Origin of the sequence: Viridibacillus sp. NPDC096237 (genome assembly GCF_050278625.1) — a bacterium.
Taxonomy (GTDB): domain Bacteria; phylum Bacillota; class Bacilli; order Bacillales_A; family Planococcaceae; genus Viridibacillus.
On the sequence record NZ_JBNNTI010000021.1, the window covers coordinates 21,355 to 36,491 of the forward strand.

The 15,137-nt window shown below is 34.2% G+C and carries 12 protein-coding genes and 2 pseudogenes; 5 read left to right on the plus strand and 9 right to left on the minus strand.

The genetic code is table 11. The features are described from left to right. Positions 1-564 precede the first annotated feature (564 nt). The 3 genes from ACQKMD_RS12710 to ACQKMD_RS12720 form a co-directional block, all read right to left on the minus strand. Positions 565-2,463: a vWA domain-containing protein gene (locus ACQKMD_RS12710; protein WP_427752498.1), complete on the minus strand. Its 1,899-nt coding sequence runs from the start codon at positions 2,461-2,463 to the stop codon at positions 565-567. A 12-nt stretch (positions 2,464-2,475) separates the two neighbouring features. Then, positions 2,476-3,339, minus strand: coding sequence for an ATP-binding protein (locus ACQKMD_RS12715; protein WP_427752499.1), 864 nt, complete (start codon positions 3,337-3,339; stop codon positions 2,476-2,478). Positions 3,340-3,424: 85 nt separating this feature from the next. After that, positions 3,425-3,622 (minus strand): DUF6501 family protein, encoded by a 198-nt coding sequence (locus ACQKMD_RS12720; protein ID WP_100797522.1) that lies wholly within the window; start codon positions 3,620-3,622, stop codon positions 3,425-3,427. Between the two features lie 318 nt (positions 3,623-3,940). Between ACQKMD_RS12720 and ACQKMD_RS12725 the strand changes: the two genes are divergently transcribed. Together ACQKMD_RS12725 and ACQKMD_RS12730 are read left to right on the plus strand one after the other, a co-directional pair. Next, positions 3,941-4,795 carry an MraY family glycosyltransferase gene (locus ACQKMD_RS12725; RefSeq protein ID WP_427752501.1) on the plus strand — a complete coding sequence of 285 codons (855 nt, stop codon included), beginning with the start codon at positions 3,941-3,943 and terminating at the stop codon, positions 4,793-4,795. A gap of 260 nt (positions 4,796-5,055) precedes the next feature. Further along, on the plus strand, positions 5,056-5,466 hold the full coding sequence (locus tag ACQKMD_RS12730; RefSeq protein ID WP_427752503.1) for a GNAT family N-acetyltransferase: 411 nt from the start codon (positions 5,056-5,058) through the stop codon (positions 5,464-5,466). A gap of 444 nt (positions 5,467-5,910) precedes the next feature. Here the strand turns inward: ACQKMD_RS12730 and ACQKMD_RS12735 are convergent, their stop codons facing one another. After that, positions 5,911-6,054, minus strand: coding sequence for an asparaginase (locus ACQKMD_RS12735; RefSeq protein WP_427752505.1), 144 nt, complete (start codon positions 6,052-6,054; stop codon positions 5,911-5,913). 133 nt (positions 6,055-6,187) lie between these two features. Next, positions 6,188-6,457: pseudogene (locus ACQKMD_RS12740) on the minus strand (IS3 family transposase); the annotation flags it as partial. Between the two features lie 1,088 nt (positions 6,458-7,545). On the opposite strand from ACQKMD_RS12740, the gene ACQKMD_RS12745 reads away from it, so the two are divergent. Next, a complete protein-coding gene (locus ACQKMD_RS12745) occupies positions 7,546-8,160 on the plus strand; it encodes a hypothetical protein (RefSeq protein ID WP_427752507.1) in 615 nt (204 codons plus the stop codon). Between the two features lie 387 nt (positions 8,161-8,547). Here the strand turns inward: ACQKMD_RS12745 and ACQKMD_RS12750 are convergent, their stop codons facing one another. From ACQKMD_RS12750 to ACQKMD_RS12760, 3 genes and pseudogenes are all read right to left on the minus strand, one after another. Beyond that, positions 8,548-8,907, minus strand: a complete 360-nt coding sequence (locus ACQKMD_RS12750) for a VOC family protein (RefSeq protein ID WP_427752509.1) — start codon at positions 8,905-8,907, stop codon at positions 8,548-8,550. 317 nt (positions 8,908-9,224) lie between these two features. Continuing rightward, positions 9,225-10,121, minus strand: a complete 897-nt coding sequence (locus ACQKMD_RS12755) for an ETX/MTX2 family pore-forming toxin (protein ID WP_427752511.1) — start codon at positions 10,119-10,121, stop codon at positions 9,225-9,227. Positions 10,122-10,312: 191 nt separating this feature from the next. Further along, positions 10,313-10,715, minus strand: a pseudogene (locus ACQKMD_RS12760) (transposase); the annotation flags it as partial. Between the two features lie 186 nt (positions 10,716-10,901). On the opposite strand from ACQKMD_RS12760, the gene ACQKMD_RS12765 reads away from it, so the two are divergent. Further along, positions 10,902-11,783 (plus strand): hypothetical protein, encoded by an 882-nt coding sequence (locus ACQKMD_RS12765; protein ID WP_427752513.1) that lies wholly within the window; start codon positions 10,902-10,904, stop codon positions 11,781-11,783. 333 nt (positions 11,784-12,116) lie between these two features. On the opposite strand, the gene recQ is transcribed toward ACQKMD_RS12765, so the two are convergent. After that, a complete protein-coding gene (recQ, locus tag ACQKMD_RS12770) occupies positions 12,117-13,886 on the minus strand; it encodes a DNA helicase RecQ (protein ID WP_427752515.1) in 1,770 nt (589 codons plus the stop codon). Positions 13,887-14,063: 177 nt separating this feature from the next. Between recQ and ACQKMD_RS12775 the strand changes: the two genes are divergently transcribed. Next, a complete protein-coding gene (locus tag ACQKMD_RS12775) occupies positions 14,064-15,095 on the plus strand; it encodes an NlpC/P60 family protein (RefSeq protein ID WP_427752516.1) in 1,032 nt (343 codons plus the stop codon). Positions 15,096-15,137: the final 42 nt, after the last annotated feature.

Below are 15,137 nucleotides of genomic sequence, written 5' to 3' on the forward strand. Positions count from 1 at the left end.
ACAATTACATTAGCTTTGATGAGCCTTATTGCAGCAATCTATTTCACTCCTCTTGATCGATATAATAAATTGTTTAACAGCCATTATTACGTAGTACCTTTCTTTATTAGCTTAAGCTTAATTGTCATTACATACATAAATCTAATTAGGATTAGGAAAGCTTTTTTCTCGGTACAAACAAACTAATTAAATTGTTTATAGAGGAAGTATATTAAGGCAGCCAAATATAGAGTAAACCCTTGAATCCGACCAAAACTGGTCTAATCCAAGGGTTTTTTATGTGTGAAATAACGTGAAAGAGACCTTCATAAACTAAAAGGGTCTGCACTTGTTTTCACTGTTTTTTTGAATCACACTCCACGTTTATTGTTTTTGACTATACTAATTGCAATACTTCAAAAGAGTTGGATTTTGAACACTTAAAATTTAATTTTTAAGTTGATTTGAATTCGTTTTTTATTATACAAGCCTAATATATATTGTAAAATTGCTAGGGTGGCTCTTAGGACAATGATTAAACAATGTCCTAAGAGCGTTTTTTCAACATCATGTCTCCCAATCAACTTACCCAGACTGTATAACCAGCCCAATCATCTTCCTCAATAACCGCAACGTAACATCCGTAAACTTCTCCACACTATCTGCCGCAACAGATTGAGGTCCGTAAATCATTCGGAACAACTGCAGCTGCTCCTCAGTAGGCATATCTGTATTCAAGAATAAATGCATAACATGGATGCCTTTCTTCTCTGCTTCCATCACCGCTTCTGCTGTATCAACAATTCCATTTAGCGCATAGCCAAATGCAGAGGGTTCCCCGTCTGAGAAAACGAGTAAAAAGCGATGCTTTTCATCGCAAGCTGCTAATCGCTTCATCATCCATCGAATGGCAAAGCCGTCACGATTATCTTCATGTGCTTCTAATGCCATTATGGCAGAGCCACTATCCTTTGCTCCGTCCTCTAATTTATGCACCCACTCAAATGTATTCGGTTGTTTTTCTTCCGTTGCCTCATACGCATCTTCGTAAAAAGAGACGATTTCATGTGTGATGCCCATCTTGCGTAGAACATCATGGAAAAGTAGAACCGCTTGCTTTGTTTCATCCATTTTATCAATCATGGAAGCTGAGCCGTCAACTAATAAACCAAACACTGCATCTAGAGGCTTTGCTGGTGAATTTTTCTTATAAAAGGGTTTTGGTCTTTCATCGATTAAAAAGGTTGTTAGCTTGGAGGAAAGTCGACCTTTTGTTAAATGATCTCGTCTGGCGATTTCCTTCTGAGCCATACGCTTTCTGAATTCAGCCATTAATGCCTTTACATAAGGCTCTTGCGCATTGCGCCAAGCGACTAAATCATCCATTGAACTTGCTTCTCGGGTCGTTTCAATTCTTCTCTCTTCATAGATAACGTTGCGATGTTCTTCGCCAAAGTATTTGCCAGCACTTTTTTTCTCAGGGGGCAATTTTTTCACATCGTTAGTATCATCTTGTTGAACAGAATCCTTTTGATCTTGTGCACCACCAATACCGACTTCAGAAATCTCTGCGTCTTCTCGTCCTTCTTCTCCTTCTGTTGACATGGCTTTTCCTTCGTTACCATGTTCTAGCTCATAGCGCATATGGACACCCTCATCAGACTGCGATTCTCGGTGCCATGTACGAAACAACTCTTCTATCGTTTCTTTTGCCTCGTCTTTGTCACCTTGTTCTTGTTCCGTCACACCTTTATGTTCTTTAAACTTCGCTGCTTCTGCTATAGAATCCATGACTGCATAGTAAGTATGCATTAAGTCCTTATCCAAATGCTCCAAAATCATAGCCATCATGCGATAAACAAGCCGAATACTATCTTCTGTAGAACGAGTATCATAAAGAGACTGCCAAGTGAATTGAAGAGTTTCAAAAAAGTCTGGCATACTAGATGTATCAAATTGCATAGAACCTTCATGTGCCATGATGAATAAGTAATTTAAAGTGGCATCGGCTAAAAAGCCCTTTTGTAAATTAACTTGAAGCTGTTGTTTATGAAACTCCAAATACACTCTTCGTCTTACATTAAATGCCTCACCTGTACCTGGCCGTTCCTTCTCAACCGCATCCATCAAACGAAATTCTTCTGCCATTAAAACAAGTTGTTCAAACAAATGTACATAAGATCCCCCTTGCAGTTCTTCAAGTAGTTCTAAAAAAGGTTGCACCGAAAAATAGCGCCAAAATCCTGCCGCTAGCAAATAGATATCAGATAATCGTCCTGCATGCATGATTTCTTTCTCACGATGACGCCAAAAAACACTCATTGAAAGTGCTTGCTCCTTTGGACGTAATTCTAACACTTGTCTCTCGGTTAAAGATAAGTATGGCGCATGAGATAGAGCTCGCGTTAATTGCTCATAATGGAGCATCTGGCGTGCATTAATCTGTTCATTATTAAATTGAATAAAGCGATTCATCTGTGACATGCGATATCAACCTCACTTCACCCACGTTTTAGCTAATTCCATTACGAGCTCACGTTCACCAATGTCATCCAATTTTTCTGCAACTGCATAACGAATTGCACGTAGTGGTTCAATATATTGAGCTAATTCAGTTGCGTCCAGTAAACTACGAATAGATGCGGCTTCTTCACTTAGTAAGCCATTCTGTACCTGTCCCTTCAAATCTTCTGCTAAATTGTACATAACATTTTTCAAACTTTGTGGTGCATTTGGGAAAGCATTCTCCCATAAATTTTTAAGTTGCTCACCAGCTAAATATGGAATGCTATAGGAAATAAAACGATTCTTCAGCGCCTCATTCATTGGTGCTGTACCGATGTAACCTTCATTGATTGCCGATAGCACATTAAAATGTGGATGTGCTTGTATTACTTCTCCCGTAAACGGATTCGTTAACATACGACGGTAATCAAGAACACTATGCAAAATCGGTAACGTCTCCGCCTTTGCCATGTTGATTTCATCAATATATAGTAAATGTCCTTCCTTCATCGCCTTAACAACCGGACCTTCCACAAACTCAATTACTGTTTCTCCGTCCTTTTGTACAATCGTCTTAAAACCAAGTAAGCTTTCTGCATCTAAATCAACCGAGCAGTTGATACTGTGCATCGGCTGTCCGAAATAAGCAGACACCGATTCAGCTAACTTTGTTTTACCTGAACCAGCTGGACCCTTTAATAGCACTGGTTTTTGCAAAGCAACACTTATTAATACATCTTGCCACAGCGTTGGATCTGGTGAAATATAGCCGCCATTTCCAATAAGTAATACCTGTTCTTCACTATATATACGAGCTAGGCGCTCATTTTTTACCTTTTCAACTAATTCATGCATGATTAGTTCCCCCTTGTTGTGCTTACATATGATAAAAAACGACTTTCGCATATTTTTGCGGAAGCCGTTTTTGGTTTGATATTACTTATTCAAAGTATTCTTTGTAGAAGCCACCAATATGTCCTGAATTATCGATTACAAAAATGAATTCTTCCGTTTCATTTTTCACTTCATATTCTTTTCCAACTGTTAGTACATTTGATACAAGGTATTTTTTTGCATCTGTTTGTTTACAAGTAACTGTTTTAATTGTTGGTGCGTCTTTCCATTTTAAATGTAACATGTAGAAACAACCTCTCTTATTAGAAAATCCTTAATGAATACGTAAATAGATTACATTCTCCTATTTTAAACGATTTTCACTGGATTGTGCGAGAAAAGCGCATAATTTTTTGAGAAATTGTAACTGAATACTAAAGTTATTTATAAACACAAGCCAAGCTTAACAACTTTTATTAGTTAAAGCTCTTCGTAATTAGTAAAAAATTCATATACAAAAATTCATCATTTTTAGTAACCCACTAATTGTAAGTAACACCATCAAAAGATATTTTATGTTAAAATAGGTTATATTTGAAAAAATATTTAGGAGGGAAGTAAATTGTTATACATAGCTTTGCTTACTAGCATTATTTTATCCATCATATTACCCACAATATCAAAGAAATTCAACCTTACTCAACATACAGGAGGTTTAGCAATTTTTGTTAGTTTTATAATTGGAATGTTTATCGTAAATGAGCAAATACACTATACAAATCCAATAATTATCAGCGCTTCCTTAATCGTTATTACATCAATACTCGTTCAAAACTTTAAATTATCTAATATTTGGACGTTATTTGGCCAAATTCTTGCAGCACTAATAGTTATTTTAATAGGCAGCGTAGAAATCAGCTTTATTAATCATATCGAATTAGGCTATTTAACAATTCCTTTCACATTACTATTTATTGTTTGTTTTACAAATACGACTAACATTGAAAAAAGTCCTGATGGCTTAATAACATCGCTTTCAATAATTACTTTAGTTTCTTTATCAATAATCGCATTTATACAAGGGGACTCGTTTGCTGCAACAACAGGATTGCTACTTATTGTATCTACTTTAGGCTTTCTGCTGTACAGCTCCATTTCATCAAAAGTTGACATTGGTAATACAGGAACTATTTTATTAGGTTTTATGATAGCTATAATTTCATTGTTCCTTGTTAAAACAAGCATCTTAGCGATTTACGTTCCACTATTTACTCTAGCTGTACCTATAGGTCTGTATTACTATTTCATTAAATACAACTTTACAAATAAACAATCTACGTTGATTTGTTGTACAGTCGCAATTCTACTTAGTATACCTGTATTTCTCCTTTCAACTTCAGTGTTGTGGTGCGTAATAATCGTATTAACAATGATCATAGTTATTTCTCAATTCTTCCATAAATACAGATTTATTTAGAAGAAAAATCGAGAAAGGCTTTCTTAAAACGATTGCTTTTGTAGGTTCTTAATAAGATTTATTATTTGGAACTAGAATAGAAAAAATTGCTTAACTTTATATATGATAATTCAAAAAATCTGATATAATCATTTTATATGGAAAACAATGTATAATTATTAACCAATTACTGAGAGGAAATAATCTTGAAAGGAGGTATAAGACAGTGGATAAATTAAGAAGTGACTCTTCAAAATAAAATTTTGAGGAGGATAATAAAAATGAAATTAACATTTAAAAATAGTAAAAGTATCGATAGTGAACAATTAAAAAATTTATATAACGATGTTGGTTGGACTGCTTATACAAAAGATGTAGCATTGCTTCAACAAGCATTACTTCAATCTTTAGAGGTCGTATCTGCTTGGGATGATAACAACTTAGTGGGGTTAATTCGTATAGTCGGTGATGGTTTAACGATAATTTATATCCAGGACATACTTGTATTAAATGAGTATCAAAACAAAGGAATTGCTTCTCAATTAATACAAGATGTTATAAAAAGATATGAAAGTGTTCGTCAAAAAGTACTGTTAACAGAAGAGGCTCCTGATGTAAGACACTTTTATGAAAAACAAGGCTTTCAATCTTGTGATAAAGGCGATTTAGTATCTTTTGCTAAGTTAAATTAGATGATACTTGTCTAGTATTTAGTAATAGAAATGTTATAAAATAGGTAGAGTTGATTCTATAACTCTACCTATTTGTATTTAATCACTGATAAAATTTAATATCGCCTAAAATCATGGTTGGACTGCTGTGAGGTGATATTCAGCCGAATTGTGGTATGCTAATACTATATTACTTGTACTTTTAGCACATGGAGGTGTCCTCATGTCCTTTGGTAGCTTACCGGGATGGTTTTTCGTCATCGCATTTGCCTTCTTCATTATCTTCTTTATCGTTGCAGAATGGAAAACAAGAAAATAACATGACTAAAAGCGATATGAGATGCTGTCTCCTATCGCTTTTTTATATAACAGTAATATAAATTTGAATTGGTTCATAACAAATGCATCTTCGGTATGACCTATAATATCCCCTGCATCATTCTTAATGAAAGGTGGTCGTAATACCTATAAGTACTGGATCAAGTTCTTATCTTTATAATTTATCTGCTCTAAAATCGAGGCAATTATATTTGGCCACACATCTTCTGAGCCATTCATCACCTTTAGTGCAATACCGATTCTTTCTTCTTTCGATCCAATTAACTGCACATGTTATACTACAAAATTGTTTACTTTTGATTTGTTACCGACCATACTGAAAGAATCTGTTTTAATCTATATAAAATGCCTTTGCAATAGGCAGGGCACTGAGTATCATTTTTGAGACAATAAGAAAAACACCTTATTTTGCAGCCAATTGACGGTATTGTACCGGCGACTGGCTGTTTAATTTCGTTTTAATCCGGATATTGTTATAATAATAAATGTATTCTTCGACAATATTTATAACACACGCATTTGTCGTGCGATAAATTTCGTCGAGGTAGAACGTTTCAGACTTTAGTGTGGAATGAAACGTTTCGATTGGGGAATTATCAACGGGCGTGCCTTTACGAGACATGCTCATGGTAATTCCTTTTTCTTTGACTGCTTTTTGGTATGCATAAATCGTCAATTCTTCTAATACTTGCTTAACTGGAATTCCTGCTAACCTCATTTCAATCGCCTTCATTTTTACTTCTACTGGATAGCTCACTCTAGTTCCCATAGAAAAAAACACCTCCACGTTGGTTTTTAAAGATAGGATACCCATTTTTCAACGAAAGGTGTTTTTATTTGTCTCATATTTATAGGTCAGTGCAAGAACTCGCTTCTTTTGAAGGACTTACGCTTCAGAAATTGTATTTGACATAACAATTGAAATAAGTGTATTAATAATGCAATAGAATTAATTGTAACAACCATGGTATTTCCTCCTGTTTCACTCTAATTGTTTAAAATCTATTTTCTCAAAATTAGGGTTTATAAACATATATGTCTTTCCTATTACGATGAAAATCTATCATATTATCAAAAGTACATCTAAATTATTTTATTAAAATAATTTTTTAGCTTGAATGACTTATATTATTTTCCGGGAAATATGTATTGAATTTTCTAAATATTTCAGTCGTTTTGATACTTAAAACTAGTTTAATATGCTTAGGAAATTGTATTTTTAATTAGATTCTTTTAAGCGTCGCCTTCTTTGCAGTTCTGCTCGAGGTATATCGTGTAACTGTTTAGAAGGAGAAATTATATACAAAAAATAGGCTACAATGTTTTATAAGCGAAGCGCAACTTGATAGCTTTTTTAGTGCAACTTAGCAGTTCTTAAGCGTTTCTCAGCTATTGCTTTGGCCTTACTCAGTAACAACATCCTATTTTCCACACTGTACGTCTATCATATTCTGTTTTCTACACGATACATATACGTGCAAAATAAGACTGGTACATTTAGATTTGTTTAATCCAGCGAAAAAGGATTCAATCCCACAGCGTGCTATATGTCGGTGATTACTCAGCGGACACGTCGAAAAGACTTCCTACACGGACTTCATGCCCAGTTACTGTTCCATTTTCGTAATATGTAAAATTATATGCAATTAATAGTTGATAATAATTCTCATTGTAACTATAATAATTACAGGTAGGTTAATATAACTAGATAAATATATTCACTGAACCTAAATTACAATATGAATGGAGATGTTATTGGGTATGAAAAAAGTCATTTTAGCTGGTGCATTAGGAATCGTAGCACTCGCAGGAACAAACTTATCAGGATTAGAAGCAACAACAGCTAGTGCGGCTATACAAGAGTTTAATACAACAGTTGAAGGAAAAGTAGGTGAAGTAAATACAGCTTACTTTGTTGTTGAAAGTAAACAATTAAAAGAAAATGTAACAGTATATACTGACTTTCAATCTAATGTAAAAGTAGGAGAGTATGTAATAATAAATAGTAAAGGCCCATTATTTCAAAATGCATTCACTACGAGTGTAACAGCTGATTCTGTCGAACATCTTGAGTTAGCACCTGGAAACTATAAAGACTTTGTAGTCGGTCATGTAAGTAAGTTATATCCTGCAGATGCAGATTTTGATGATCCAGCTGTAAAAGTTGATTATCCAACAGTTGATGGTAATGTAAATAGTGTTATTGTAACCTTGAGTGAAGGGCAAAGTTTTAAAATCAATGATCTAGTAAAAGTAGAAAGAGGGTTCTGGACTAAATCCATTCCAGCTCAAGCTACTGATGGAATTGAGAAAGTAAAATCTCATATTGATAGTGCTAAAAATTCAGACAATAATGACCAATGGATTTGGTCTTAATTTAGAAATATCTTTTGTTTAAAATATAAAACAATCTCATTTTTAATAAAAAACACCAACCCGAAAAACCTTTGTAGCAAAAAATCTACAAAGGTTTTTCGTATTTAGACACATAACAAAACATAGGAAAAGCGGAACATGCAAACATATTAACAGATTGGTGGAATATAGATTTGCATTGCATTTCTCTTCTTTATACATGATTTTTTCTGAAAAAATTATCGTTAAAGCTGCTATTACAATTGGTGGAGAAGAGCTCTAAACACTTTCGATTAGGTGTAACTTTTGATTATAAACATCCTTATTTAGCTGCAAGTGGAAAGAAGCCAGTTCGATCATTTTTTGCGTTTCTTGTTCAACTCAAGAACCCGCTTAATATACTCTTTTTTATTTTTTTTGAATAAGACCAAAACCAATCCCTGTAGGGTCAACTAAGTAAGCGAGAAAAAATTCATCAAACTCCATCTTATCTCTAACCACCTTAGCACCATTGTCTGTTGCTTTGGAAATAGCATCATTTATAGAATCAACCTCTATTTGAATACGTGTTCCATAAGGATAATCATTAGGTCCTTTACTTATCCCACCGTTGATTCCAGACTGCTCATTCTCAGTACCTTTATCCATAGAAACAGCCCAATAATCCCATTGCGGTACTGATATCTTCCATCCAAAAACATTGGAATAAAATTCTGCTGCTTTCTCTGGTTCCTGACTGTTTAATTCAAATCCAACAACTTTCCCCACTTTTAATCCCCTCTTTCAAAAAATCTAAAATGACTCATTTATATAATTCTCCATTTTCCAATAAAACACCTCTAATTAAAATTACCTTGTACCCTGTACCCTTCAACAAGAAAAGAAAAATCCTGTATTGTCACTACAGGATTTTAATCAAACTTTTTTATCGATTTCGTCAAGCTAGTTAGGTACCTTTATACTATAGATGCTAACATGAAAATTTCTTGTATTTTAAAGTCTGTCATCTTTACTAAATTTCCTTTTTACTCCAACAGTATTGTGCTGAACACAAAACCCATTATTACTTCGCTGGATTCGCTAATCTATTCAACCACTCTAGTGTCCACAGAAATGGTTTCAAATTCGACAGGAATCGTTTTTGTTTCTATCGTTACTGGTTTTCTGGAATCAGTAATGTCAGAAATTTTAGCGTATAGACGAGTTCCAAATTCTGTGCTGAACTGACCTATGCCTGTAGCTCTAATTCCAAATCTATCGTTCCCCACTGCGTTATCTCTGATTACCGGTTCAAATCCCTGTTTATCAGAGGCAAAGCTCAGCGCCGAATATAAAAGTTGAGGGGACATCGGTTGATTATTAAAATAACTAGTAGCATCCCCAAATAAATCTGCATTAATTTTATTTTCCCCCGAAACAGTAATTTTTTCAAACTTATATTCTACCTTATATTTTTTCCCTGCAGGAACTGGAATTCCTTGTGAAGGAACAGTAAACTTTCTCGTTTGTGATTTTTCTGTAGTGTTTGAAGTGGACATATTATAATCAACACTAAAACTATGTGAAGCTGTAAGCATCATAACAGACAGGGTTGCATTATAATTATAACCAAATGTCCAACCGGTTGTATTAGTTGTACTAGTTGTTTCTTTAAATTCGTGCTCGTACCCGCTGGTAGGCAACGTTACATCATGTCCTAAAGTATTTTCTAAAATATTTTCTCCCACCGTTAAAAGTTGAGAATTTTCGATCACAGAACTTTCTATATTGCTTCCATTTAATACAGCATCCTTTATAGTATGGTACCTATATTCTGTGCCTGGATGCGCAGCACTGATCGACATCTTTTTAACTCTTTCATCAAGATCCTGATATACACTATTCTTACTATGTTCAGCAGCTTTAGCGTTGACAGGCGCAGCCCCAAAAATCAATCCCATACTCATGGTTGATACTAATAATAAAGACGATAATTTTTTCATAGAGTATCCCCTCACTTCTAATTTATTTTACTTCAATCACAATTGAAGTATGTTATCACTAGTGTTGTATAAAAAAGACAGAAATTTCAGTTTATTCATACGATTCAAAGCCAAAAAAGTAAACACGCCAACATAGGTGATCAATCTATTTGGTTTTTATTCACAATTAAACAAGTACCATAATTTGTTTGTTAAGGAACCGCTTTTCCCTTGCTTTTTCGAAGCCGATTGTAGGCTCTTTCCATAAAGAAGCCCATAAATATCGGCTAATTTGCAGGATTTTTCGTTTACTCTTGGTTTCAATTTGCACTAAAACATTCAAGCAAAATACAATGTGGGCAATGAACACTTGATTATTAATCGTATTCTCACTTTGACCGTAGAACTTTTTAATGTTGAGATGTTGCTTGATTCATTTAAAAAACAACTCAATGGCCCAGCGTGATTTGTACACGTCTGAGATTTCATCGGGTGCTAAATCAAACCGATTTGTGATCAAGTGGAGTTCATTGCCTTTTGAATCGACGACTTTTAGTAAACGAAAAATTCTGCACGACTTTGTGTGGTACCGATTAACACCATTTGATCCGAAAAAATCGAGAAATCGAATGGGATTTTGAAGCTTTCAATTAGCAACCAATCATCCAATCTATTAATGATTTTACTAAGAACATGAAAACACCTCGCTTTCATAGTGAAATTTACTAGTATAATAGGATTATATATATATACAATACGAAGTGAGTTAAAATAAGCGTATAAGATTAAAATTCATTAGAGGTGATTATTATTGAATCATTAGATTACGGAAAAACGTTTAAGCTGATTAGGTTATCAAAAATCTATGACCAGTCCAAAGTTTCTATAGGGGTTCTACACCAAACCAGTTATTCGAAGTTTGAATTAGGTAAGATTGAGATTACTACTAAAAAATTTGTTGAATTATTGCATAACATTGAAATGAGTTTCGAGGAATTTGAATTTATACATCATTCTTATGACTATTCTTTACGTGATGATATCATTTATAAATTTAGTAATCTAAAATTTATAGATGAAACCCTATTGATTGAAATCATTTCAACATCTGAAACTTACTTAGAAAAAAAAGAAGACCGTTACATTAGAGATATTCTAAACTCTTCGAAGGGACTGTATGTACTAAAAAAAGAGAAGGATTTTAAAAAGGCTAGTTTTTATGCAGAACGGGTATGGAAAAGGCTCCAACAATCGGATACATGGTATTTGTCAGATATACGTTTGGTTAATAGTATTCTCTTCTTATTTCCTATAGACACTGCAATATTTATTGCTCAATTTGCAATAAGCCAGTTAGACAAATATAAAAAATATGATAATTATAAAAAACTAATCCTCCCTTTTAAATATAACCTTGTACATCTATTGTTAAAGGAAACTTATTTAGAAGAAGCATATAAATTAAATGAAGAATTAATCGAAGATTTTAAGGAAGAAAAAACCTATGTGCAAATCGCTTTATGCTATTTAAGAAAAGGTTTAATTCAAGATAAATTAGTAATTCAGAATAAAGAAAATTATATAGAAAGTGCTGAAAGTATTGCTATAATGTTCAATGATAGAAGCTTGCAGAAGCAACTAGAAAATGAAAAGCTTTATTTAAAAGAATTATTGAAGCTATAGAAGCAAAAATCCAACTCTTTTATTTGTAATTTTCGATTTATTCTAAATACTCCGTTTAATGCTGCCGACATATTACATATAATTTCTAATTTAACTATCTTACCCGGTTAGTACATAACCCACGAGCAGTATTTGATATTTATTATTCCATACATGTTCTGAAAACCCTCTATACACAAAATAAAAGCGAGACTAAAATAAAATCTTTAGTTCCGCTTTTATTTTATTCACTATAATGTTGCACATTTAATCAACTTTGTTGATATAGCTAAGTTTTTACTTTAATTCTTGATTTCCAATAAAATATTTTAGAATACTTCCTTCTCGAAACTGTTATACATTTACTTCGAAATCGACGATTACTTGTATGAAAGCTGCACCGTATTTCTCTAGTTTATTCGCTCCTACACCGTTCACATCTAAAAATTCATCTGCCGTTTTCGGACGTTTTGCACACATATCTTGCAACGATTTATCCGAGAAAATAACAAATGGAGGCACATTCGCTTCATCTGCCAATTGTTTTCTGATTTTACGTAGTTCTTCAAATAATGGATCGGTTTCAGCAATTTGTCGTGTGACAATAACACCTTTTCTTTGCACTTTAACTTTACCAAGTAAAACGTCTTTTCCTTTTTCAGAAACAAAAATCGTTGGCATGTTGCCTTGTTTCACTGACAATAAATCTTCCGCAATCATAAACTCGATGAAATTGGATACTTCTTTGACGGTCATATTTTTCATAATTCCATACGTGGAAAGCCTGTTCAAACCAAAGCTGATGACTTTTTGGTTTTGGGATCCGATTAACACTTGAGCTGTCATTGTTTTACCGAATTTTTGTCCCATACGGATGACACAGCTTAGTACTTTTTGAACATCCTCCGTCACATCGAAAATTTCTCGATCGTCTTTGCAGTTTGCACATTCCCCACATACTTCTGCATCTTCTTCACCAAAGTATTTGACGATGTACTGTTGTAAACAATGCTCTGTATGGCAATAATCGGCCATCCCTTGCAATTTAGCGAGTTCACCTGGAATCCGTTCGCGGTCCTGCGCTTGGTCGATTAAAAAACGCTGTGTTTGTACGTCTTGTGAGGCATAAAGAACGACACACTCACTCGGCAACCCGTCACGCCCAGCTCTCCCCGCTTCCTGATAATAACTTTCCATATTCTTAGGCAATTGATAATGAATAACATACCTTACATTGGATTTATCGATACCCATACCAAAGGCATTTGTTGCAACCATTACTTGTGCTTCATCTTTTAGGAAACGTGTTTGCTCCTGTTGACGGAAAGCTTCTGGTAAACCTGCATGGTATTTTGCCACGGAAATTCCTGCTTTCATCAACACATCATATACATGGTCTACAGCTTTTCTTGTTGCAGCGTAAATGATCCCGACTTCATTTACGTTTTTCTTTACGAAATCTTTAATATAGCGGTCTTTGTCTTGTCCTAGAACTACTGAAAATGAAAGATTACTACGGGCAAAGCCAGTAATAACCGTGTTAGCATCAGTTATTTGTAAAATGCGGCAAATATCTTCCCTTACTTCCGGTGTCGCAGTCGCTGTTAGTGCTAAAACAACGGGTTTCTCTTCAAAAATAGTCATTAAACGATTAATAGCACGATAGCTTGGACGGAAATCGTGTCCCCATTGTGAAATACAATGCGCTTCGTCTACAGCAATTAAAGGCACTTGTATATTCTTTAGCTCAGACAAAAACTGAGGCGATTCAAGTCGTTCAGGCGCAATATATAAAAGCTGATATCTTCCTTCATGTAAGTTTTCCATTGTTTCACGTAATTCACTTGCAGACAATGTACTATTAATAAATGCCGCAGAAATTCCTGCTTCAAGTAGCGTGTCTACTTGATCTTGCATAAGGGAAATAAGAGGTGAAACAACTATTGTCGTGCCTTCTAGTAACAGGGCTGGAATTTGGTAACAAATTGACTTCCCTCCACCTGTTGGCATCACACATAAGCTCGATTTTCTTTCTAAAACATTCGCAACAATTTGTGCTTGTCCCTCGCGAAATTCGTCATAACCAAAATACTTTTCTAGCAAATGCTGTGCTTCTTCGAACATTTACATACCCCTTTCAATACGTATATAAGTTCTTCTATTGTACCATTTATTAAATTGAAAGGCTTTTAGTCGTCCCTAACGAGATAAAGGAGAATAATGACTTATTAATTTTACAGATAAATGATATAATGCATGAAAAAAGATATATCAACTTCAATATAAAGGAGTTTTGTTTCTATGAAAAAATACTTATTGGCTTGTATTAGTTTTATTTTACTTTTTAGTTTAATTCCGTCCCTAACAAAAACAGCAACCGCAGTTACTATAGACAAAAATAAAACTTGTACGGTTGGGACAAAGAAAACAAAATACTTCGTAAACGTTCCTGTCACGACTTTATGGACATCCCCAAATCAAGTACGTTCTATAGACAAGCTGATTTATGAGAAAAATCCGGATGTCAGCTTATGGAATCGCAGTTTAACGGTTAGCCAGAAGCTTGATACATTGGGTCGTATTGATACACAAGCTCTTTATGGTCAAGAAGTGAAAGTAATAAAAAGACAGAAAAAATGGCTGAAAGTTGCTGTAACGGATCAATATTCTCCTAAAAGTAAACAAGGGTATATCGGTTGGGTCCCTGCTTCCCATATTATTTCAACGAAAAAGAATGCATCCAAATGCACTATCGTGATCGTAAAAGAAAAAGTGGCCAATCTTTATGCCTCAACAAAAAGTAAGCAAAAATCTATGCAAATTAGCTTCAATACAATTCTACCTGTCATAGGAGAAACAAATAAGTGGTATGTAATCCAAACACCAGCAGGTACGAAACGTTATATCAAAAAAGCAATCGTACATAAATATCGTAATTATGCTAGCATACCAAAACCAACTGCTAAGGATCTCATCACGACCGGTAAAGAATTTCTCGGTCTTCCTTATTTATGGGGTGGCATTTCAGCATATGGTTTTGATTGTTCTGGATTCGTTTATAGTATTTACAAACAACATGGTATATTAATTCCACGTGATTCATCAGTTCAAGCAGTGAATGGCAAGCCCGTTTCTTTAAAGAATTTAAAACCTGGTGATTTGTTATTTTTCGCCAATAATAATGGCAAAGGTAAAATCCATCATGTTGCTATGTATATTGGTAAAGGACAAATAATCCATTCACCTAACTATAATCGAAGTTTAGAAATTCGCTTATTACAAACTCAGCCTTATCAAAATGAACTAGTGTCTGCACGTCGATATTTAAAATAAAATTAGCCTCTTCTGTTATACTAAAATAGTAAAGTACACACT